13 protein-coding genes are annotated in these 17,485 nt (G+C 31.8%); 4 read left to right on the top strand and 9 right to left on the bottom strand.

The features are described 5' to 3' along the window. Positions 1 to 21: 21 nt before the first annotated feature. The gene (gene mnmA / locus Q4Q39_RS14685; protein WP_303283307.1) at positions 22 to 1,209 is read right to left on the bottom strand and encodes a tRNA 2-thiouridine(34) synthase MnmA; all 1,188 of its coding nucleotides are present in this window, start codon (positions 1,207 to 1,209) and stop codon (positions 22 to 24) included. A gap of 180 nt (positions 1,210 to 1,389) precedes the next feature. On the opposite strand from mnmA, the gene Q4Q39_RS14680 reads away from it, so the two are divergent. After that, on the top strand, positions 1,390 to 2,772 hold the full coding sequence (locus tag Q4Q39_RS14680; RefSeq protein WP_303283306.1) for a fasciclin domain-containing protein: 1,383 nt from the start codon (positions 1,390 to 1,392) through the stop codon (positions 2,770 to 2,772). Positions 2,773 to 2,834: 62 nt separating this feature from the next. Here Q4Q39_RS14680 and Q4Q39_RS14675 read toward each other — a convergent pair whose 3' ends face one another. From Q4Q39_RS14675 to Q4Q39_RS14660, 4 genes are all read right to left on the bottom strand, one after another. Then, positions 2,835 to 3,560 (bottom strand): toxin-antitoxin system YwqK family antitoxin, encoded by a 726-nt coding sequence (locus Q4Q39_RS14675; protein WP_303283305.1) that lies wholly within the window; start codon positions 3,558 to 3,560, stop codon positions 2,835 to 2,837. A gap of 327 nt (positions 3,561 to 3,887) precedes the next feature. Continuing rightward, the gene (gene yidC, locus Q4Q39_RS14670; protein WP_303283304.1) at positions 3,888 to 5,789 is read right to left on the bottom strand and encodes a membrane protein insertase YidC; all 1,902 of its coding nucleotides are present in this window, start codon (positions 5,787 to 5,789) and stop codon (positions 3,888 to 3,890) included. A gap of 149 nt (positions 5,790 to 5,938) precedes the next feature. After that, a complete protein-coding gene (gene pyrG, locus Q4Q39_RS14665) occupies positions 5,939 to 7,579 on the bottom strand; it encodes a CTP synthase (RefSeq protein ID WP_303283303.1) in 1,641 nt (546 codons plus the stop codon). Between the two features lie 181 nt (positions 7,580 to 7,760). Further along, the gene (locus Q4Q39_RS14660; RefSeq protein WP_303283302.1) at positions 7,761 to 8,369 is read right to left on the bottom strand and encodes a TetR/AcrR family transcriptional regulator; all 609 of its coding nucleotides are present in this window, start codon (positions 8,367 to 8,369) and stop codon (positions 7,761 to 7,763) included. A gap of 113 nt (positions 8,370 to 8,482) precedes the next feature. On the opposite strand from Q4Q39_RS14660, the gene Q4Q39_RS14655 reads away from it, so the two are divergent. Beyond that, complete coding sequence (locus tag Q4Q39_RS14655; RefSeq protein WP_303283301.1) at positions 8,483 to 9,304, top strand: alpha/beta fold hydrolase; 822 nt, start codon at positions 8,483 to 8,485, stop codon at positions 9,302 to 9,304. 49 nt (positions 9,305 to 9,353) lie between these two features. On the opposite strand, the gene Q4Q39_RS14650 is transcribed toward Q4Q39_RS14655, so the two are convergent. From Q4Q39_RS14650 to guaA, 4 genes are all read right to left on the bottom strand, one after another. Then, on the bottom strand, positions 9,354 to 9,581 hold the full coding sequence (locus tag Q4Q39_RS14650; protein ID WP_303283300.1) for a DUF3820 family protein: 228 nt from the start codon (positions 9,579 to 9,581) through the stop codon (positions 9,354 to 9,356). A 4-nt stretch (positions 9,582 to 9,585) separates the two neighbouring features. Further along, a complete protein-coding gene (locus tag Q4Q39_RS14645; protein ID WP_303283299.1) occupies positions 9,586 to 10,065 on the bottom strand; it encodes a DUF922 domain-containing protein in 480 nt (159 codons plus the stop codon). Between the two features lie 205 nt (positions 10,066 to 10,270). Continuing rightward, complete coding sequence (locus tag Q4Q39_RS14640; RefSeq protein ID WP_303283298.1) at positions 10,271 to 12,289, bottom strand: PBP1 and LysM peptidoglycan-binding domain-containing protein; 2,019 nt, start codon at positions 12,287 to 12,289, stop codon at positions 10,271 to 10,273. Positions 12,290 to 12,561: 272 nt separating this feature from the next. Then, entirely contained in the window at positions 12,562 to 14,097 is a 1,536-nt protein-coding gene (guaA, locus tag Q4Q39_RS14635; protein ID WP_303283297.1) for a glutamine-hydrolyzing GMP synthase, read from the bottom strand. A 225-nt stretch (positions 14,098 to 14,322) separates the two neighbouring features. Between guaA and Q4Q39_RS14630 the strand changes: the two genes are divergently transcribed. Beyond that, positions 14,323 to 16,194: a tetratricopeptide repeat protein gene (locus Q4Q39_RS14630; RefSeq protein ID WP_303283296.1), complete on the top strand. Its 1,872-nt coding sequence runs from the start codon at positions 14,323 to 14,325 to the stop codon at positions 16,192 to 16,194. A gap of 530 nt (positions 16,195 to 16,724) precedes the next feature. After that, on the top strand, positions 16,725 to 17,465 hold the full coding sequence (locus tag Q4Q39_RS14625) for a carboxypeptidase-like regulatory domain-containing protein (RefSeq protein WP_303283295.1): 741 nt from the start codon (positions 16,725 to 16,727) through the stop codon (positions 17,463 to 17,465). The last annotated feature ends 20 nt before the right edge of the window (positions 17,466 to 17,485 follow it).

Genomic DNA, 17,485 nt, shown 5'->3' with positions numbered 1-17,485 from the left:
AATGGTTTAAGCTATTGCAATTTAAGAAATTACACCCGAACCAACTAACTCATCTTTTAAATACCAAGCCACAAATTGTCCTTCGGTGATTGCAGATTGAAACGCTTCAAATTCAACATATAACCCACTTTCCACTTTATGCAATGTGGCATTTTGTAATGATTGTCTATAGCGAATTCTAGCCATAACGTCCATTGTTTCTCCTAAATCTAATTCTAAATCTTTACGAATCCAATGTAGTTCTTGATTTGTTATAAACAATGCTTTTTTAAATAACCCAGGATGTTTTTTTCCTTGACCTGTATAGATAACATTTTCATTAACATCTGTATCAATTACAAATAAAGGCTCTACAGTACCTCCTACTGCTAATCCTTTTCTTTGACCTTTAGTGAAATAATGGGCTCCTTGATGCTTCCCAACTACTTTACCATAATCAACCTTATAATCAATCTTACGAGATAGGTATTTTAATTTGTCTTCTTCAGAATTAAATGCTGTGTTAACATGGTTAAAAATATCTTGCTCTTTAGGTATTTCAACAATAATACCTTCTTTTGGTTTTAATTGTTGTTGAAGAAAATCTGGCAATTTTACTTTACCAATAAAACACAGTCCCTGAGAGTCTTTCTTTTCTGCAGTTACCAAATCTAACTTAGTAGCTATTTCACGCACTTCTGGCTTGGTTAACTCACCTATTGGAAATAGGGATTTAGCTAATTGATCTTGAGATAACTGACATAAAAAATAGGATTGATCTTTATTATCATCAATGCCAGCTAGTAATTGATAAATTTCTTCGCCTTCTTTTTCAATGGTCGCTTTTCTACAATAATGTCCTGTAGCCACATAATCTGCTCCAAGGTCTAAAGCAATTTTCATAAAAACATCAAACTTAATCTCTCTATTACAAAGTACATCTGGGTTCGGGGTTCTTCCTTTTTCATATTCATTGAACATATAATCTACTATACGCTCTTTATATTGCTCACTTAAATCGACTGTTTGAAATGGTATTCCTAATTTTTCGGCAACCAACATAGCATCATTACTATCATCCAACCAAGGGCATTCATTAGATATAGTTACAGAATCATCATGCCAGTTCTTCATAAACAAGCCAATAACCTCGTACCCTTGCTCCTTTAACAAATAAGCAGCAACACTAGAATCCACACCTCCTGAAAGTCCTATAATGACTCTTTTCATTTTACTAAAATTAGTCTGCAAATATACGCATATTTAAAGAAAATGGTAACCAAAATATGCGTTCATAAACTAGCTTTAAATTTATTTTGTTCATCTTTTTAAAAAAAATATTAAACAAAATTTGGATTTTTGTTTAATTATTTCATATTTTTGTTAAACAAAATAAAACTATAAGAAATTATGAAACGATTAAAAGCTCTAAAAAAGTTATCATTTTTATTCATTAGTTTGATATTAACAGTATCATGTAGTAATGATGATGATGATGCTCCTGAATTTATTCCGGAAACTATTGTAGAATTAGCAGAAGCAACACCAAGTCTAAGTAATTTAGTTGCTGCTCTTAAACGTGCCAATTTAGTTAACACACTAAATGGAACGGAGGAATTTACTGTATTTGCTCCAACAAATAATGCTTTTACAGCGTTTTTGACTGCAAATAATTTTGCATCTTTAGAAGATGTCCCTGTTGATTTATTAACTCAAGTACTTCTAAATCACGTCATAGCTGGTGAATTTGCTTCTACAGCTTTAGCTACAGGCTATATAAGTACATCTGCTACTAAAGCAGGTACAGATTTAAACTTAAGTATGTTTGTTGATACTTCTTCTGGTGTAACATTAAATGGTGTTTCAAGTGTTGATACGCCAAATATTGATGCTACAAATGGTATTATACATATTGTTGATGCTGTAATTGGATTACCTAATATTGTTGATCATGCTGTTGCAAATCCAAACCTAACAAGTTTAGTAGGGGCTTTAACAACCGGAGGCAATACAACATTTACTGATTTATTATCTATACCAGGTGATTATACAGTTTTTGCACCAATCAATGATGCTTTTACTGCATTTACAAATCCAAATACAAATGATCTGAATGATATTTTATCTAATCATGTTGTAGCTGGTGTTACTGCTGTATCTTCTGGTTTAACAAATAGCTATGTAAAAACTGCTGCTACTTTTGGAGCAACGACAAATAACTTAAGTTTATATATTAATACTGATGACGGTGTAACTCTTAATGGTGTTTCTTCTGTTGCAATACCTGATATTATAGCTTCAAATGGTGTTATTCATGCGGTTGACGCTGTAATTGATATTCCTACGGTGGTAACGTTTGCTACTGCAGATCCAACGTTTGCTACTTTGGTTTCTGCTTTAACAACATTAACACCTGCTACAGATTTTGTTGCGACACTTTCTACACCAAATGGAACAGACCCTGCTCCTTTTACTGTATTTGCTCCAACAAACGATGCCTTTTCTGCTATAACGGTTCCTGAAGAATCAGTATTAACGCAAGTGCTATTACATCATGTTATTGGAGGTATGAATGTAACTTCTGGAGATTTAAACAATCCTGGAGACACTCCTGCACCAAGTTTAGAAGGTGATAATCTTACTGTAACTTTACCCGGTACTGGTAATAATATAGCAGACTTAACCGATGGTTCCGGAGTTTCTGATATAGGTATAGTTGTTGTTGATGTGCAAGCTGGAAACGGCGTAATACACGTTATAAATAAAGTGGCTATTCCAAATTTGACAAATTAGTTTGGTTTGTGATTGTAGACATCTTTAGTCTTGGATTAAGATTGTCTATGAAAAAGGGGCTCCTATTTTTTAGGAGCCTTTTTTGTTAACGTTTTCTTTTTATACTTCCCCTCTGGCGAAAAGTTCTTTTCATCTTTTAACTTACCATTTTCATAATACTTCCAAATTCCATGCTTTTTCCCATGCTTATACCTTCCTTCTGTTATCAAATCTCCCATTGAATTATAAAACTTTGATTCGCCATGCAATTCACCATTTACATAAACATACGTTTTTAAAACGACATCATTAGAAGCATACCATGTTGAGATACCTTCTAGCTTTCCATCAACATAATTTTGTTTTTCAGCTACCTGCCCATTAGGATAGTATACATGGCGTTCCCCTTCTAAATTTCCTTTGTCATTATAGTTCTCAAGGATTAATAGTTTATCGGAATTTTTTTGATAATATTTCCACTCTCCCATATATAGCTTTCCATCCATTTTTCCTTCACTGATAACTTTACCTCTGGAAGCAAAAAACTTAACGTAAGTTTTGTTGTCATTTTCATTGAAGGTTCTTGTTGCCGTTAAAACAGCTTTCTTTCTAATATTTTTATAAAACTTAAAAACCCCTATTTCTTTGCCATGCAAAAATTCACCTTCATATCTAAGGACATTTGTGTTTTTAAATGTCTTTTTCCAAACACCATGGCGTTTACCATTTTCATCAAATTGATTGATATCTTGAGAGAAACCAAAACTATAAACAAATAAAACAAGTAGAATTGCTATTACTTTTTCCATTTTAAAGGCTATCATTTTTTAATTTGTATGTTACTAGAACAACACTATTCAAACGAAAATATTATTTTCAAATTGTATAACAAAAAAGCTGCCAAAAAATTGACAGCTCATTTTAATATCTAAGACTTTTAATAAAAATTCAAAGACGAAGCTATATCTAAAAAGTGTCATTCTGAATATTACCGAGAAACAAAATATATTTTGTTTCGAAGGTATCAGCGAAACTGTGAAAAATCTCTTTAAAATATATAACTCTGATTATAATCAAAATAAGATTCTTCGCGTTACTCTGGATGACAAGATTAACCACTTTTTAGTCAGTCTCATTTATCTTTTACCTTTTTTTTGTGCTTGTTTTTGTTTTTCAGCCTGCTCCATCATATCCTGCATACGTGCTTGGAATTTACTTTGCTTTTTAGGCTTCTTTTTATTCTCTTGAATCTGAGCATGAATTTTGTCCTCATCAAGGATATAATTTTTAATCACTAAAATGATACCAATACTAATTAAGTTAGAAATAAAGTAATACAAACTTAACCCAGATGCATAGTTATTAAAGAAAAACAGCATCATTATTGGCGAGAAGTACATCATATACTTCATCATTTTACCCATGTCTGGCATCCCTTCTTGTTGAGGTTGCGTATTTACTTGCTGCCCTGTTGTTAAGCGCATATAAAAGAATATAGCTATAGATGCTAATATCGGAAATAAACTTACGTGATCTCCATAAAATGGAATATTGAACGGAAGATTTGCAACCGTATCATATGATGACAAATCTTCTACCCATAAGAAACTTTTTTGCCTTAAATCAAACGCTGAAGGAAAAAACTGGAACAACGCATAAAATACAGGTAATTGCACCAATGCTGGTAAACATCCACTTAATGGACTTGCTCCTGCTTTACTTTGCAATGCCATTGTTTCTTGTTGCGCTTTCATTTTATTATCCTTGTACTTCTCGCGAACAGCATCCAATTCTGGTTTTAGAATTTTCATTTTTGCTTGCGATAAAAACTGTTTGTACTGTACAAAAGACATTAATAACTTGATTAATATCGTCATAACAATAATAGCAATTCCATAAGGCAAAAATCCTCCTAAGAAAGCAAATAAAGGAATAAAAAGAAACTTATTAATCCATCCGAAAATACCCCAACCAAGAGGAACAACTTCATCCAAGTTTCTATCGTATGCATTTAATATTTTAAAATCACTTGGACCATAATACCAGTCCATTGTTTTATTAATCTCTCCTCCTGCTAGTTCTATAGGTAATTTAGCAACGAATGCTTTTGTATAAACGGTATCTATTTCTTCATCCTGAACTAAGTTTCTAGATTCAAAAGCACCCGTTTTAAAAGGTGCATCTGCTAATAAAATAGATGTAAAAAAGTGTTGTTTGAATGCTACATAACTAACAGCTTCAGCTGTATCTTCTGTTTGTTCTTGTTGCCCTAAATAGTCATCCTTACCATCTTCATACTCAAAAACCACTTCAGTATATCTATTTTCATAAGAAATACTTTTTGCATGGCGATAGGTTTTAAGATTCCAATCTAAACTAACGGCTTGGGAGCTATTAATAATATCGCTTAATCCTTGTGAGCGAACAGTGAAGTCAATCATATAATCGCCTTCTTTTAACTCGTAACGATACTCTAAAAACTTAGTTTCAGACACCTTAAGCTTCATTGAAACTATCGTGTTGTCTCCATTTTTTGTTACAGTGGGTGTAAAATATCTGTCCTTAGTATTTACAATTCTACTTTCGGTTGTCCCAAAATTAATATTGAAAGAAGCATTGTTATCTTTTATAATATAAATAGGCTCCTGATTGAAATCTACAAACTTCTTTAATCTTACTTCAGATAAATACCCACCTCTATTATTAAATTTTAAAGCTAATAAATCCGTTTCAACAAGTGTTTCGGTTTTATCTGAAACTAAAGTTTCTGAATATGCTAAAGCCCCAAGTTTATTTTTTAGATTGATTAATTGAAGTGAATCTGAAACCACACCAGCTGTATAATCTTCTGCTGTTGTTACTTTAGTTTGATTTTGTTCTGAAGCTTTTTTCTCTGCTTCAACCTGTTCTTGTTTTGCTTTTTCTTGAGCTTCCAGTTCTTCTGGTGTTGGCTGATTTTGCCAAAGCATGTACATCAATATCCCGAAAATAAGTAAGAACCCTATAATCGAATTAATATCTAATTTTTTTTCTTCCATATTTTAATTTGTGTCATTCTAAATGCAATATAAAAATCTCTTAGTTAGATATTTCGCTTTATTTAGTATGACAATTATACGCGTTTAAATTTAATAAGATTCCCATTTTCATGGGAATGATAAATAGATTATCAAATAGCTATCCAATTTTAATTTTGTGCCATACTGACACCTTTTTGATCTTTTTTATGATTTAGAGCTGCTTTTACAAAAGCCACAAATAATGGATGTGGATTTGCAACTGTACTTTTGTATTCTGGATGATATTGTACACCCACAAACCATGGATGCTTAGCTATTTCTATAATTTCAACTAAACCTGTATCTGGGTTCAAACCTGTTGCTATCATTCCTGCAGCTTCTAGCTCTTCTCTGTAATTACTATTAAACTCATAACGATGTCTATGACGTTCTTTTATAGTATCACTCTTATAGATATCATGTACAATACTACCTTCTTTCAATTCGCAAGACCAAGCCCCTAAACGCATGGTTCCTCCTTTATCTATTACCGTTTTTTGGTCTTCCATCAAATCAATTACTGGATTGGCTGTCGTGGCTTCCATTTCTGTTGAGTTTGCATCGGCAAGTCCTAAAACATGTCGCGAAAATTCAATAACCGCCATTTGCATACCTAAACAAATTCCTAAAAACGGAATGTTATTTTCTCTAACAAACTTTACTGCCGTAATTTTCCCTTCAATACCACGTTCACCAAAACCTGGAGCAACTAACACTCCATCTAAATGACCTAGTTTTAGCTTTATATTTTCTTCATTCAAATATTCTGAATGAATAGACTCTATTTTTACCTTAACTTCATTTTCTGCTCCTGCATGAATAAAAGCTTCTAAAATAGATTTATAAGAATCTTGTAATTCTACATATTTTCCAATTAATCCGATAGTAACATCGGTTTTTGGGTTTTTATGACGGCGTACAAAATTATTCCATCTGTCAATATCTGGTGTAGAACTTTCTAAATTTAATTTCTTTAAAACAACCTTATCTAAACCTTCTTCCAACATTAAATTAGGTACATCGTATATCGTAGATGCGTCTATAGACTGTATCACTGCTTCTTCTCTAACATTACAAAATAAAGCTAGTTTACGACGTAAATCTTTTGGTAAATTATGTTCTGTTCTGCAAACTAATATATCTGCTTGTACCCCACTCTCCATAAGTGTTTTAACACTATGCTGCGTTGGTTTTGTTTTTAATTCTCCTGCAGCCGATAAAAATGGCACCAATGTTAAATGAATAACTATTGCGTTATTTTCTCCCAAATCCCAACGAAGCTGACGAACAGCTTCAATATAAGGCAACGACTCAATATCACCAACCGTACCTCCTATTTCTGTAATAACGATATCATAATCACCCGACTTACCCAGAATTTGTACCCGGCGTTTTATTTCATTGGTAATATGTGGAACAACTTGTACTGTCTTTCCCAAAAACTCACCACGGCGTTCTTTTTGAATAACACTTTGGTAAATTTTACCTGTTGTTACATTATTAGCCTGACTGGTAGGGACATTTAAAAAACGCTCATAATGGCCTAAATCTAAATCTGTTTCAGCGCCATCTTCAGTCACATAACATTCACCATGTTCGTATGGGTTTAATGTTCCTGGATCTACATTTATATATGGATCTAATTTTTGGATGGTTACCCGATATCCTTGGGCCTGTAATAATTTAGCAAGAGATGCTGCTATAATGCCTTTTCCTAAAGACGATGTAACCCCTCCGGTTACAAATATGTATTTTGTGCTTTGTGTCATATTGCGCTTATAAACGCAGGCAAATTTACAAAATTAAAATAGTTATTTCAGAATTAGTTTAGGGTTATTTAAAAGGAGTTTTTAACAATGATTTAGGCTGAAAAAGATGATGTCTTTTTATTGAATTTTTTATTTGAAAGAAAAAACACATATTTAACAGCCTTTTAAAACTATTGATTGATTACTCTAAATGAAGTTTATATTCTTCAATCCCTTTTTTAGTAAGATATGGAAAAATTAAATGATTGATATACTTTACATATGTCTCTTTTAGAGCTTTATCATCAAAGTTTTCTGGGTGAAGGTTAAGAAAAAAGAACGTTCTCATAGCACCGCTTAAATCCATTAAATAATTTAAATCATCCTGAGTTAACTCCTCCCTTAATATCTTTTGGGCTTGTAACAGTTTCAACAGCTTCATGTAGCCCTCTTTTCTATATGCATTGTCATTTTCTGCTTTCAAATAAATATCCTTATAACTTCTTCGAATCTCTACATAATCTACATAGAAGAATACATATTTCATCGAAATCTCAAATGTTTTTCTAGGAGCTATTAAAATTCCAAGAAATAAATTTTGAAAATCAAATGACAACATAATTTCATTAGTTTCTGCAACCATATCTTCATATAGTTCAAAAACAAGGGTATTTTTTGTTTTAAAGTGGTACGTTATATTTCCATAGCTCTTTTCAAGACTTTTTGCTACCTCTCGTAAAGTAACATTCTTAAAACCTTTTTGATTAAATAACTCTCTGGCTTTATTCTTTATTTTCCCTTTTGTTTTCATATTATTTGTAAAATTAGTCCATTTGGACTAATTTTACAAAGGAAAAACAATTTTATTAAATAAATTAAGTGATGTCAGTTATATACAAGAATAAACAGGTCAAAAAAGCTTTAATGAAACTATACGAAGAAAAATTAGAGCATTTAAATATTGAATATATAAAAATCGATGTAGACACTCAATTTGGCAGAACAAGAGTTATTAAAACAGGGAATACAGATGGTAAAAAGATCGTTTTGTTCCACGGATATAATGCAGGTGCTCCAGTAACATTAGAAGCCATAAAAGAATTAAGAAATAGTTATTGTCTTTATGCCATAGATACCATAGGCCAGGCAACAAAAAGTGCAGAAACTAAAATGAACATAAAGGATGCTTCTTTTGCACTTTGGGCTGATGAAGTTCTTGAAAAATTAAATATAAATACATGCAGTATAATCGGTATTTCATACGGTGCATTCATCCTTCAAAAGTTAATAACTTATAAACCTGAAAGAGTTGATAAATGTATTTTTGTTGTTCCTAGTGGTATTGTAAAAGGTGATATATGGGAATCAATTACCAAATTGACAATTCCTTTGATACGATACAAAATCACTAAAAAAGAGAAGCATCTTAAAACTTTTTTGGATGCTTTTGTCCCAGAGGAAGACAAATTCATGTATAAAATGCTAAAACTAATGATGGATGGTGTAAAACTTGATACTAGAATACCTAGCCTACTTAAAAGAAAGCATGTTGAACATTTTAATAAGCCTGTTTACATCATTGCTGCATCGGATGATATTTACTTTCCTGGTAAAAAAATAGCTAAAAAAAGCAAATCACTATTCAACAACTTAAAAGAGGTCTATCTTTTAAAAAATTCAAAACATATGCCTTCTCAAGAAACGTTTGGAGACATACAATTAAAAATTAGGGAATGGATAGATTGAGTTTAGATTTTTATATGAAGTTACATCATTTACATGTTTAAAATTCTATTTATTTAGGGAACTGCCTCTGAATATTCCGAATCAAATCTTCTAACCCATTCATTTTTAAATCATAAACCTGAGTAAGCATATCTCCTAGCTTTCCTTTTGGAAATCCTTTATTATGGTACCAAACAACGTAATATTCTGGTAAATCAATTAAATAACGATCTTTATACTTACCAAAGGGCATTTTAGTGTGTGCTAAATCTATAAGGAATTGTTTATCTGGGAGCATATATTTAATCTACCGATTTATATTTAGAGAACTTTTTTAATTCGTCGACAATATATAATTTCCATTTGGTTTGAGCTTCCATATTTCTGGAATAATTGGTTTCAGAATCATATCTGTTTTGCATCTGGGAAAGTTCTTTATTAATAGCGTTATGAATCGTTTTTAATTGACTTCTAACACTATTTGATACTTTAACCTGATCTATTCGATATCTAAATTTACGGGCATGCAACTCGGTAATATCGAAATGTAGCTGTTCATGTCCTAAAACATGATTATCTGCCTGTTCTTTTTTATACCATGATTTTTCTGGATAAAAATGGGCATGAACATCTGAAGTGAAGCCCACAACTCGATTATCTGTCATATTTACCGAAAAGCCAAATGTTATTCCTGACGCTGTTATGGCTACTGCACTTGTATTTTTGTCGGGGGTATCTTTAAAATCTGTCCAAGATAATTTATAAGATTCGTTCCAAGACATTACAGGCTCATCTTGTACACAAATAAAACAACATAAAATAAAGAATATTCTAATCACAGACAGGGTTTAGTTAGATTTATATTCATCATAACGAGGTTTCATTATATCTATCTTTAAAAATATCCTTACTCCTAACCTACTGTATTAAGTCGTAAATACTTCGTAATGGTGAAGCTTTTAATGTAAAACGCCTTGCCTATTTGGCTTATTGTTTTACTTCTTTTTTATCTTTATTTAATTTAACCTCTTGTTTCACTTCCTCTATAACCTCTGGTTTTGGCTTGACTTCCTGTTTTACCTCTACAATTGCTAAATCGTCATACTTTACCAGATACACTGTATCGTTATAATAACCTCCAAAAAGTTTCTTTTTATAAGCAAACTTGTTTTCAACATACTCCGTGAGAGGTGCCTCATTAACAGACATATACAAATCTTCTGAAGACACTAAACGCAAAACAACGTCCATCGTTAAATCGAAACCCTTAACCGCTCTATTATTTGGCGTAACATTATAAATTTGATTGTATTTTTTTACAAAGGCATTGTTATCGTTTTCATTATATGCTCTAGACATCGTAGCAAAATGAAATTGTAATTTAGACAAATGCGTGTTGTCTACCTCATCACCTTTAAAAGCAGAGCTAATATTAGTAGTTACTAATACTATTTCTATAGCTTCCTTATTTTCCTCTATATTTTCTTTTTGAATTAAAGCTGTAAGAATACTAACAACACTAGAAACAAACCCAGCATCTTGAGTTTCCAAAAACACGATATTCTTTCCTGGTTTCAGCTCATCTTGAATATCCCCTTTGCTTACAAAATATTTATCGACCCCTTCTTTATCTTTTCTAGAATGTATTTGCTTTGCAAAATTAAACTCTCGTTTAAGATCATCAGAAACAGCTTTATTTTGGGTATCAGCAATAACAATAATATTACTAGCTAAAGTATCAGCTTTCACAAAGTTTACGACTCTCTTTTTTAATAAATCATTAGAAGGTCTAGATTGAAATACATTATCATACAATTTTAAGTTAGTTCCTATTGGAGATACAACTGGCGTATTATACTTTCTTAATTGTGATGCTACTTCTTCAAAATTACCAGGAGTTAACGGACCAATAACTGCATCAATGTTTTCAAAATTGTTTTTAGCAATGATACGTTTTACCTCACTTAGCTGATATTTAGTATCATATACATCTACTTTAAGAGATACTCCCAAGGTTTTTAAAGAATCCATTGCCATTAAAACACCCGAATGAAAATCTAATGAAGCATCCAAATAAGGGTCTTTTTCTACACTTCTCTTAATATCAGATTCAGAATCAAAATCTACATGGTTTAACCTAAAAGGTAGCATGATTGCAATATGCTTAGCATTAAAGTCGGTAATACTATCTACTAAGTTCACCTTAACGGCATCATGTTGCGTAATGTCATCAGGCAAATTAGAATATGGTACTTTTAATATCATGCCTACTTTTAATCCGCCTTCTTTTAAAACGGGATTCAAAGTTTCTAATTCTTCTTGTTCTAAACCTAATTTAAGCTTTAGCCTATAAAAGCCTTCTTTAGGTAATACTTTATAATAACTATACTTTTCATCTACAACCTTTTCTTCTTCACCTCCTATATTTGGAACCTTTAATATCTGTCCTTCTTGTAAAACATCTCCCATTTCTGGATTAAGTTCTTCAAGCTCTTTAACAGTTATTCCAAATTTATATGCAATGCGCCATTTTCCTTCTTTTGGAAGTACTGTATAGGTTTTAGTTAGTTCATTAACTTCTTCAACTTCTGTGATTTTAAAAATCGGAATTTGAAGTTTGTCACCTTTTCTCAAAGGTTCCGCATATAAAAATTTATTATATTTTTTGATATCTTCCTCAGATACATTATACTGTTTTGATAAGCTGTAAAGTGTTTGCCTTTTCTTTGTTCTATGCTTTTTAAAACCTTCTAATTCCTTTACAACGGTTACTTTAGGTTCCTCTATAGCTTTTGGCTTTGGAATGATTAATACCGAATTAATCCTTAATTCTTTTTTGGCATCAGGATTTAAGCCATAAATATCGGAAGGCTTTACTAAGTATTTTTCTGCAATACTTTCAATAGTTTCTCCTTGCTTAACTTTATGAGTACTATAATTTTGAGCTTGAGCTGTACTAAAACTAAATAATAGTGTTAAGCATAAAATGAGAAAGATTTTATTCATGTAATCTGTTTTTAAATTGCGTATAAGGGGCGGTTTCGCGATTTTATTTAAAGTAAACTATCTTTTTCTTTTTTTATTATACATATAACATGCCAAAAATAAAAGTTACAATATAGTGACTAATAATACACCTGTTCCTACTTATTCTATATACGGTTATTGCTATTAATTAAGATGATTTCAAAGGCCAAATATAGTTTACAAACACTATAATATCCAATTAAAAACACCGCTTTGTCGCATTTTACTTACGCTCAATATGATATAAAAACCTATTCCCACTCTATAGTAGCTGGGGGTTTCGAACTAATATCATAAACTACTCTATTAACGCCTTTTACCTTATTTATTATATCATTTGATGTTTTTTGTAAAAACTCATATGGTAAATTTACCCAATCGGCAGTCATCCCATCTGTACTTTCTACAGCTCTAAGTGCGACACATTTTTCATAAGTACGCTCATCTCCCATCACTCCAACACTATTAACTGGAAGCAACATAGCTCCTGCTTGCCATACGCTGTCGTATAAATTCCATTCTTTTAAACCATTTATAAAAATCGCATCTACTTCTTGTAAAATGCGTACTTTTTCTGCGGTTATATCTCCTAAAATACGAATTCCTAAGCCTGGTCCTGGAAATGGATGACGCCCCAATAATTCTGGATCAATTCCTAGAGTAGCTCCTACCCTTCTAACTTCATCTTTAAAAATAGCCTTTAGCGGCTCAACTATTTTAAGTTTCATAAAGTCTGGTAAACCTCCTACATTATGATGACTTTTTATCGTTGCCGAAGGACCTCCATTAACAGATACACTTTCAATAACATCTGGATAAATGGTGCCTTGTGCCAACCATTTGACGTCTTCGAGTTTATGAGCTTCATCATCAAACACTTCAATAAACGCATTCCCTATAGCTTTACGTTTTTTCTCAGGGTCTTCTATCCCCGCTAAAGCATCCAGAAAACGTTGTGAGGCATCAACACCTTTTACGTTAAGTCCCATGCCTTCGTATTGCTTTAAAACATTTTGAAATTCATTTTTACGAAGTAACCCATTGTTTACAAAAATGCAATACAAGTTTTTACCAATAGCCTTGTTAAGCAAAACTGCTGCCACGGTAGAATCTACACCTCCAGAAAGCCCTAGTACAACTTTACCGTCCCCTACTTTTTCCTGAATAGCTTCCACAGTTTCTTCAACGAAAGAATCTGGTGTCCAATCTTGATTTAGACCAGCTATACTTACTAAAAAGTTTTCTAATATTTGTTTTCCGTCTGTTGAGTGATATACTTCTGGGTGAAATTGAATCGCATACGTTTGTTCTCCTTCAATTCTGTATGCTGCATTTTCTACATCATGAGTACTAGCTATTAAAACACCACCTGTTGGTAATTCTTTAATGGTATCACTATGACTCATCCAAACCTGACTTCCTCCACTAACATTTTCAAAAAAGATCTCTTCTGGTTTTATGGATGATAAATTGGCCCGACCATATTCTCTGGTGCTTGAAGGTGCTACTTTTCCACCTGAAAAATGTGCTAAATATTGTGCGCCATAGCATACTCCTAAAAGTGGTTTCTTACCACGTATTTGAGATAAATCTGGGTGTAATGCTTCCTCGCCTCTTACAGAGTATGGGCTACCAGAAAGTATAATAGCTTTATAGCTTTCTAAATTGGTTGGAATTTTATTAAATGGGTGTATTTCGGAGTATATGTTGAGTTCTCTAACTCGACGGGCAATAAGTTGAGTATATTGCGATCCGAAGTCTAAAATTAGTACCTTGTCATGTTGCATGCGCAAAAGTAATAATTGATTTTAGAATGACGAATTAGGAATGGTAATTTTTTAAATTAAATTTTAAACAAATTATTGTGAATAACTACATTAAAGATTCTACACTTCCCCAGTTTTGTAATAAAAACACTTCTTTCGATAACAAAAGAGCCCCATCACAACTATTTATTTGATTTTCAATTATTTAATATATATTTTTATCAAAAATACAATCTAACCTAAAAAATGAAGCGCCTCACACTTTGCTTGTTCCTTGTACTTATTCCTTGTTTTTTAATATCTCAAAATGATAAGAAAATTGATAGTCTTATTAAATTATCTAAAACGTTACCAGAAAATGAGACTAAAGCTGCCATACTGGGAACTATTTATGAGGAACTTATGTTTAAGGACTCTAAACTTTCTTTTGAGTATGCAAAAAGAAGCTATGAATTGTCTAAAAAATTAAATTACCAAAAAGGCATCGCATCGGGTTATTTACATTTTGCAGATTACTACAAAGATCGTGGGGCATTGGATTCTGCCAGACATTATTATACAAAATCATTAAATGGATTTAAACAAATGAATTCAATGAAAGGTATATTATTTGTTAACCATTCTATGGCATCGTTTGAGCAAAACTTAGGGAATTTTGATAAAGCTTTAAGCTATGCTTATGAAAATATTAATATTTATAAAAAAAGAGATAGCATAGAAGGTACAAATCATAATCTCTTTAATCTTATTGGTTCGGAATACGAACTTATAGGAGGTATACATAAAGAACTTGGAAACTATCATATAGCGTTAACCGAAACTTTAAAGGCATTAAATTTCTTCGAACAAAAAAAAGATAAGTTAAGAAAAGGGGATGCTTTATTGCAACTTGGCAATATTGAATATTTATTAGGAAATTATGACAAAGCTCTAGATTATACTACAAATTCTTATTCCATTTATAAAGATTATAAAGATTTACAATACCAGAGTTATGCAGCCAACGATATAGGAGACACCTATGTCAAACTTCAAAAATTGGACTTAGCAAAACAATATTATGAAACGGCTCTTAAGTTGGCTACCGACATAAAAAACAAAGAAATTGAAGGAAGCTCGCTTGTTAACTTAGGAAATACGTATGCCCGATTAAAACAATATAGCACGGCTATTGATTTTTTAAATCAAGGCTTAGACATTCATAGAACATTAGATTATAAAAATGCCATAGCCAAAGACCTTAACCATATTGCCCAAGTTGCTATTGAAACGAAAAGGTTTAATGAAGCTTTTAAAAATCTAGATGAATCCATTATGATTTCTTCAAAAACCGGATCAAAAGAAAATTTAAGCGAAGCTTATTATTTAAGATATAAAGCCAATAAACATGTAAATGATCTTAAAAAGGCACTATCCGACCATGAATATTTCGCCACTATAAATGACTCTGTTTTTAATATAACCAAATCAAAACAAATTGAAGAGTTGCGTACTATTCATGAAACCGAAAAAAAAGAGCAGCAAATTACACTTCAAAAGAATGAAATAGATCTTTTGAAACAGAAAGGTGAAATAAATAACCTTTACAAAATTTTATTTGGCATCGGTTTTTTGTTGTCTCTAATTGGGTTTTATGCGGTACGGCAAAAGCTGAAACATAGCAAAATTGAGAAAGAAAAATTAGACCTTGAATTAGAGTTTAAAAAGAAAGAACTAACAACACACGCCTTGCACCTTGCCAAAAAGAATGAAGTCTTAGAAGGCTTAAAACAACAAGCCAAATCGTTTAAAACTTCAGAAAGCGGACTAAAAGGATACAATCAATTAATTAGAACCATAAATTTCGACTTGAAGGATGATAACAACTGGGAAAATTTTAGTCGATACTTTCAAGAAGTACATAAAGATTTCAATAGCAATGTAAAGCAAAAATTCCCTGAGCTTACACCAAACGAATTACGTTTAATGTCTTTATTAAAAATGAATTTGTCCTCTAAAGAAATTGCCAACATTCTTAATATTTCCCAAGAAGGCATAAAAAAAGCACGCTATAGACTTAGAAAAAAATTAAACATTTCTACTGAAGATTCTTTACAGGACTTGATTTTAAAAATTTAATCCCCAGCAAATATCTACCACTAAAAGTAATGGCTTTGGCCACCCCTTAAAAGGGTTTTAAATTTTTGATTGTTAGACCTGTCAGGTTTTGAAAACCTGACAGGTCTTTACAAGATTTAGTGCTTAACCTTTAAAATAGGACTTCAAAAAAGGTGTCCACCATTTGTCCTCTACAAAATTAAGATTAGCAATATCAATACATTATATTTACGTGGCCATTAATTTGATAATAAAATCTTGTAATGTCTTGTACTGGTTTTACTGCAGATAAAACCAGTCGCAAACGTCACAAAAACTAAACACTAACGATGATCTTGTTGTAAAGCGAGGTGAAAAAGAAAACATGGATTTACCTACTGGCATTCCCACTATTTTAGTTAGATTAATTATTTCCTATTGTAACAACAGTCGTTGTATGATTACATCTTCAACTCTGAATAAAAAAGATATTGATTTATCCGCTTGTGAAAACTTAAATCTAGCTTATTAATGACACCCCAAATAATATAATCATAAAAAAAAACTAAAACATGAAATCACAAAACTATTTAAAAACATTACTATTATTTACATCTCTAATAATAATCTCTTGCAGCAAAGACGATGGTTCCACTGAAAGCTTAGCAGGAAGTATAGTAGGTATTGTAGAACTTTATGACGATGACCAAAATAATATTGATAATTCTGGAATGAAAATCACTGTTGAAGATTATGAACCCTTAATAAGTACTTTATCTGATACTGATGGGTCTTTCGTATTAAAAGATGTACCGTTTGGAGATTACACACTCCTTTTTGAGAAAGAAGGGTTTGGTGACTATAAACTATATGATGTTTCACTTAAAGACAATAACAATGACATAAGCATTATTGGAAACATTATTAAATTAGGTCAGGTATCTAACAGTGAAATTACTAATATATCGGCAGTAATAAATGGCAATTTTATAGTACTTACTGTTAACAGACCATCTACTGAAGACTTATTAGTAAAACGTATGCGTCTTTTTTATGGCAAAGCCAATGATGTTAGTAATACAAACTACACAGAATTTTCTCCTATAATTGGAACTACAGGAAACCCAGCCAACTTAACATTTTCTATAGCTTTTTTTAGATCACTCGGATATGAATCTGGCGACACGCTTTGGTTTCGTGTTTATGGTGATAATTTCTATTCTAATAGTTATGAAGATTTAGACACTATGGAAACCATATTTCCAAATGTGAACCCCAATACAGTAGATGCCGTTTCTGTAGTGATTCCATAAAACATTTTATATTCTGACAC

The organism is Flavivirga amylovorans (assembly GCF_030540875.1).
GTDB classification, from domain to species: Bacteria; Bacteroidota; Bacteroidia; order Flavobacteriales; family Flavobacteriaceae; genus Flavivirga; species Flavivirga amylovorans.
This window is presented reverse-complemented; position numbering and strand designations above follow the sequence as displayed.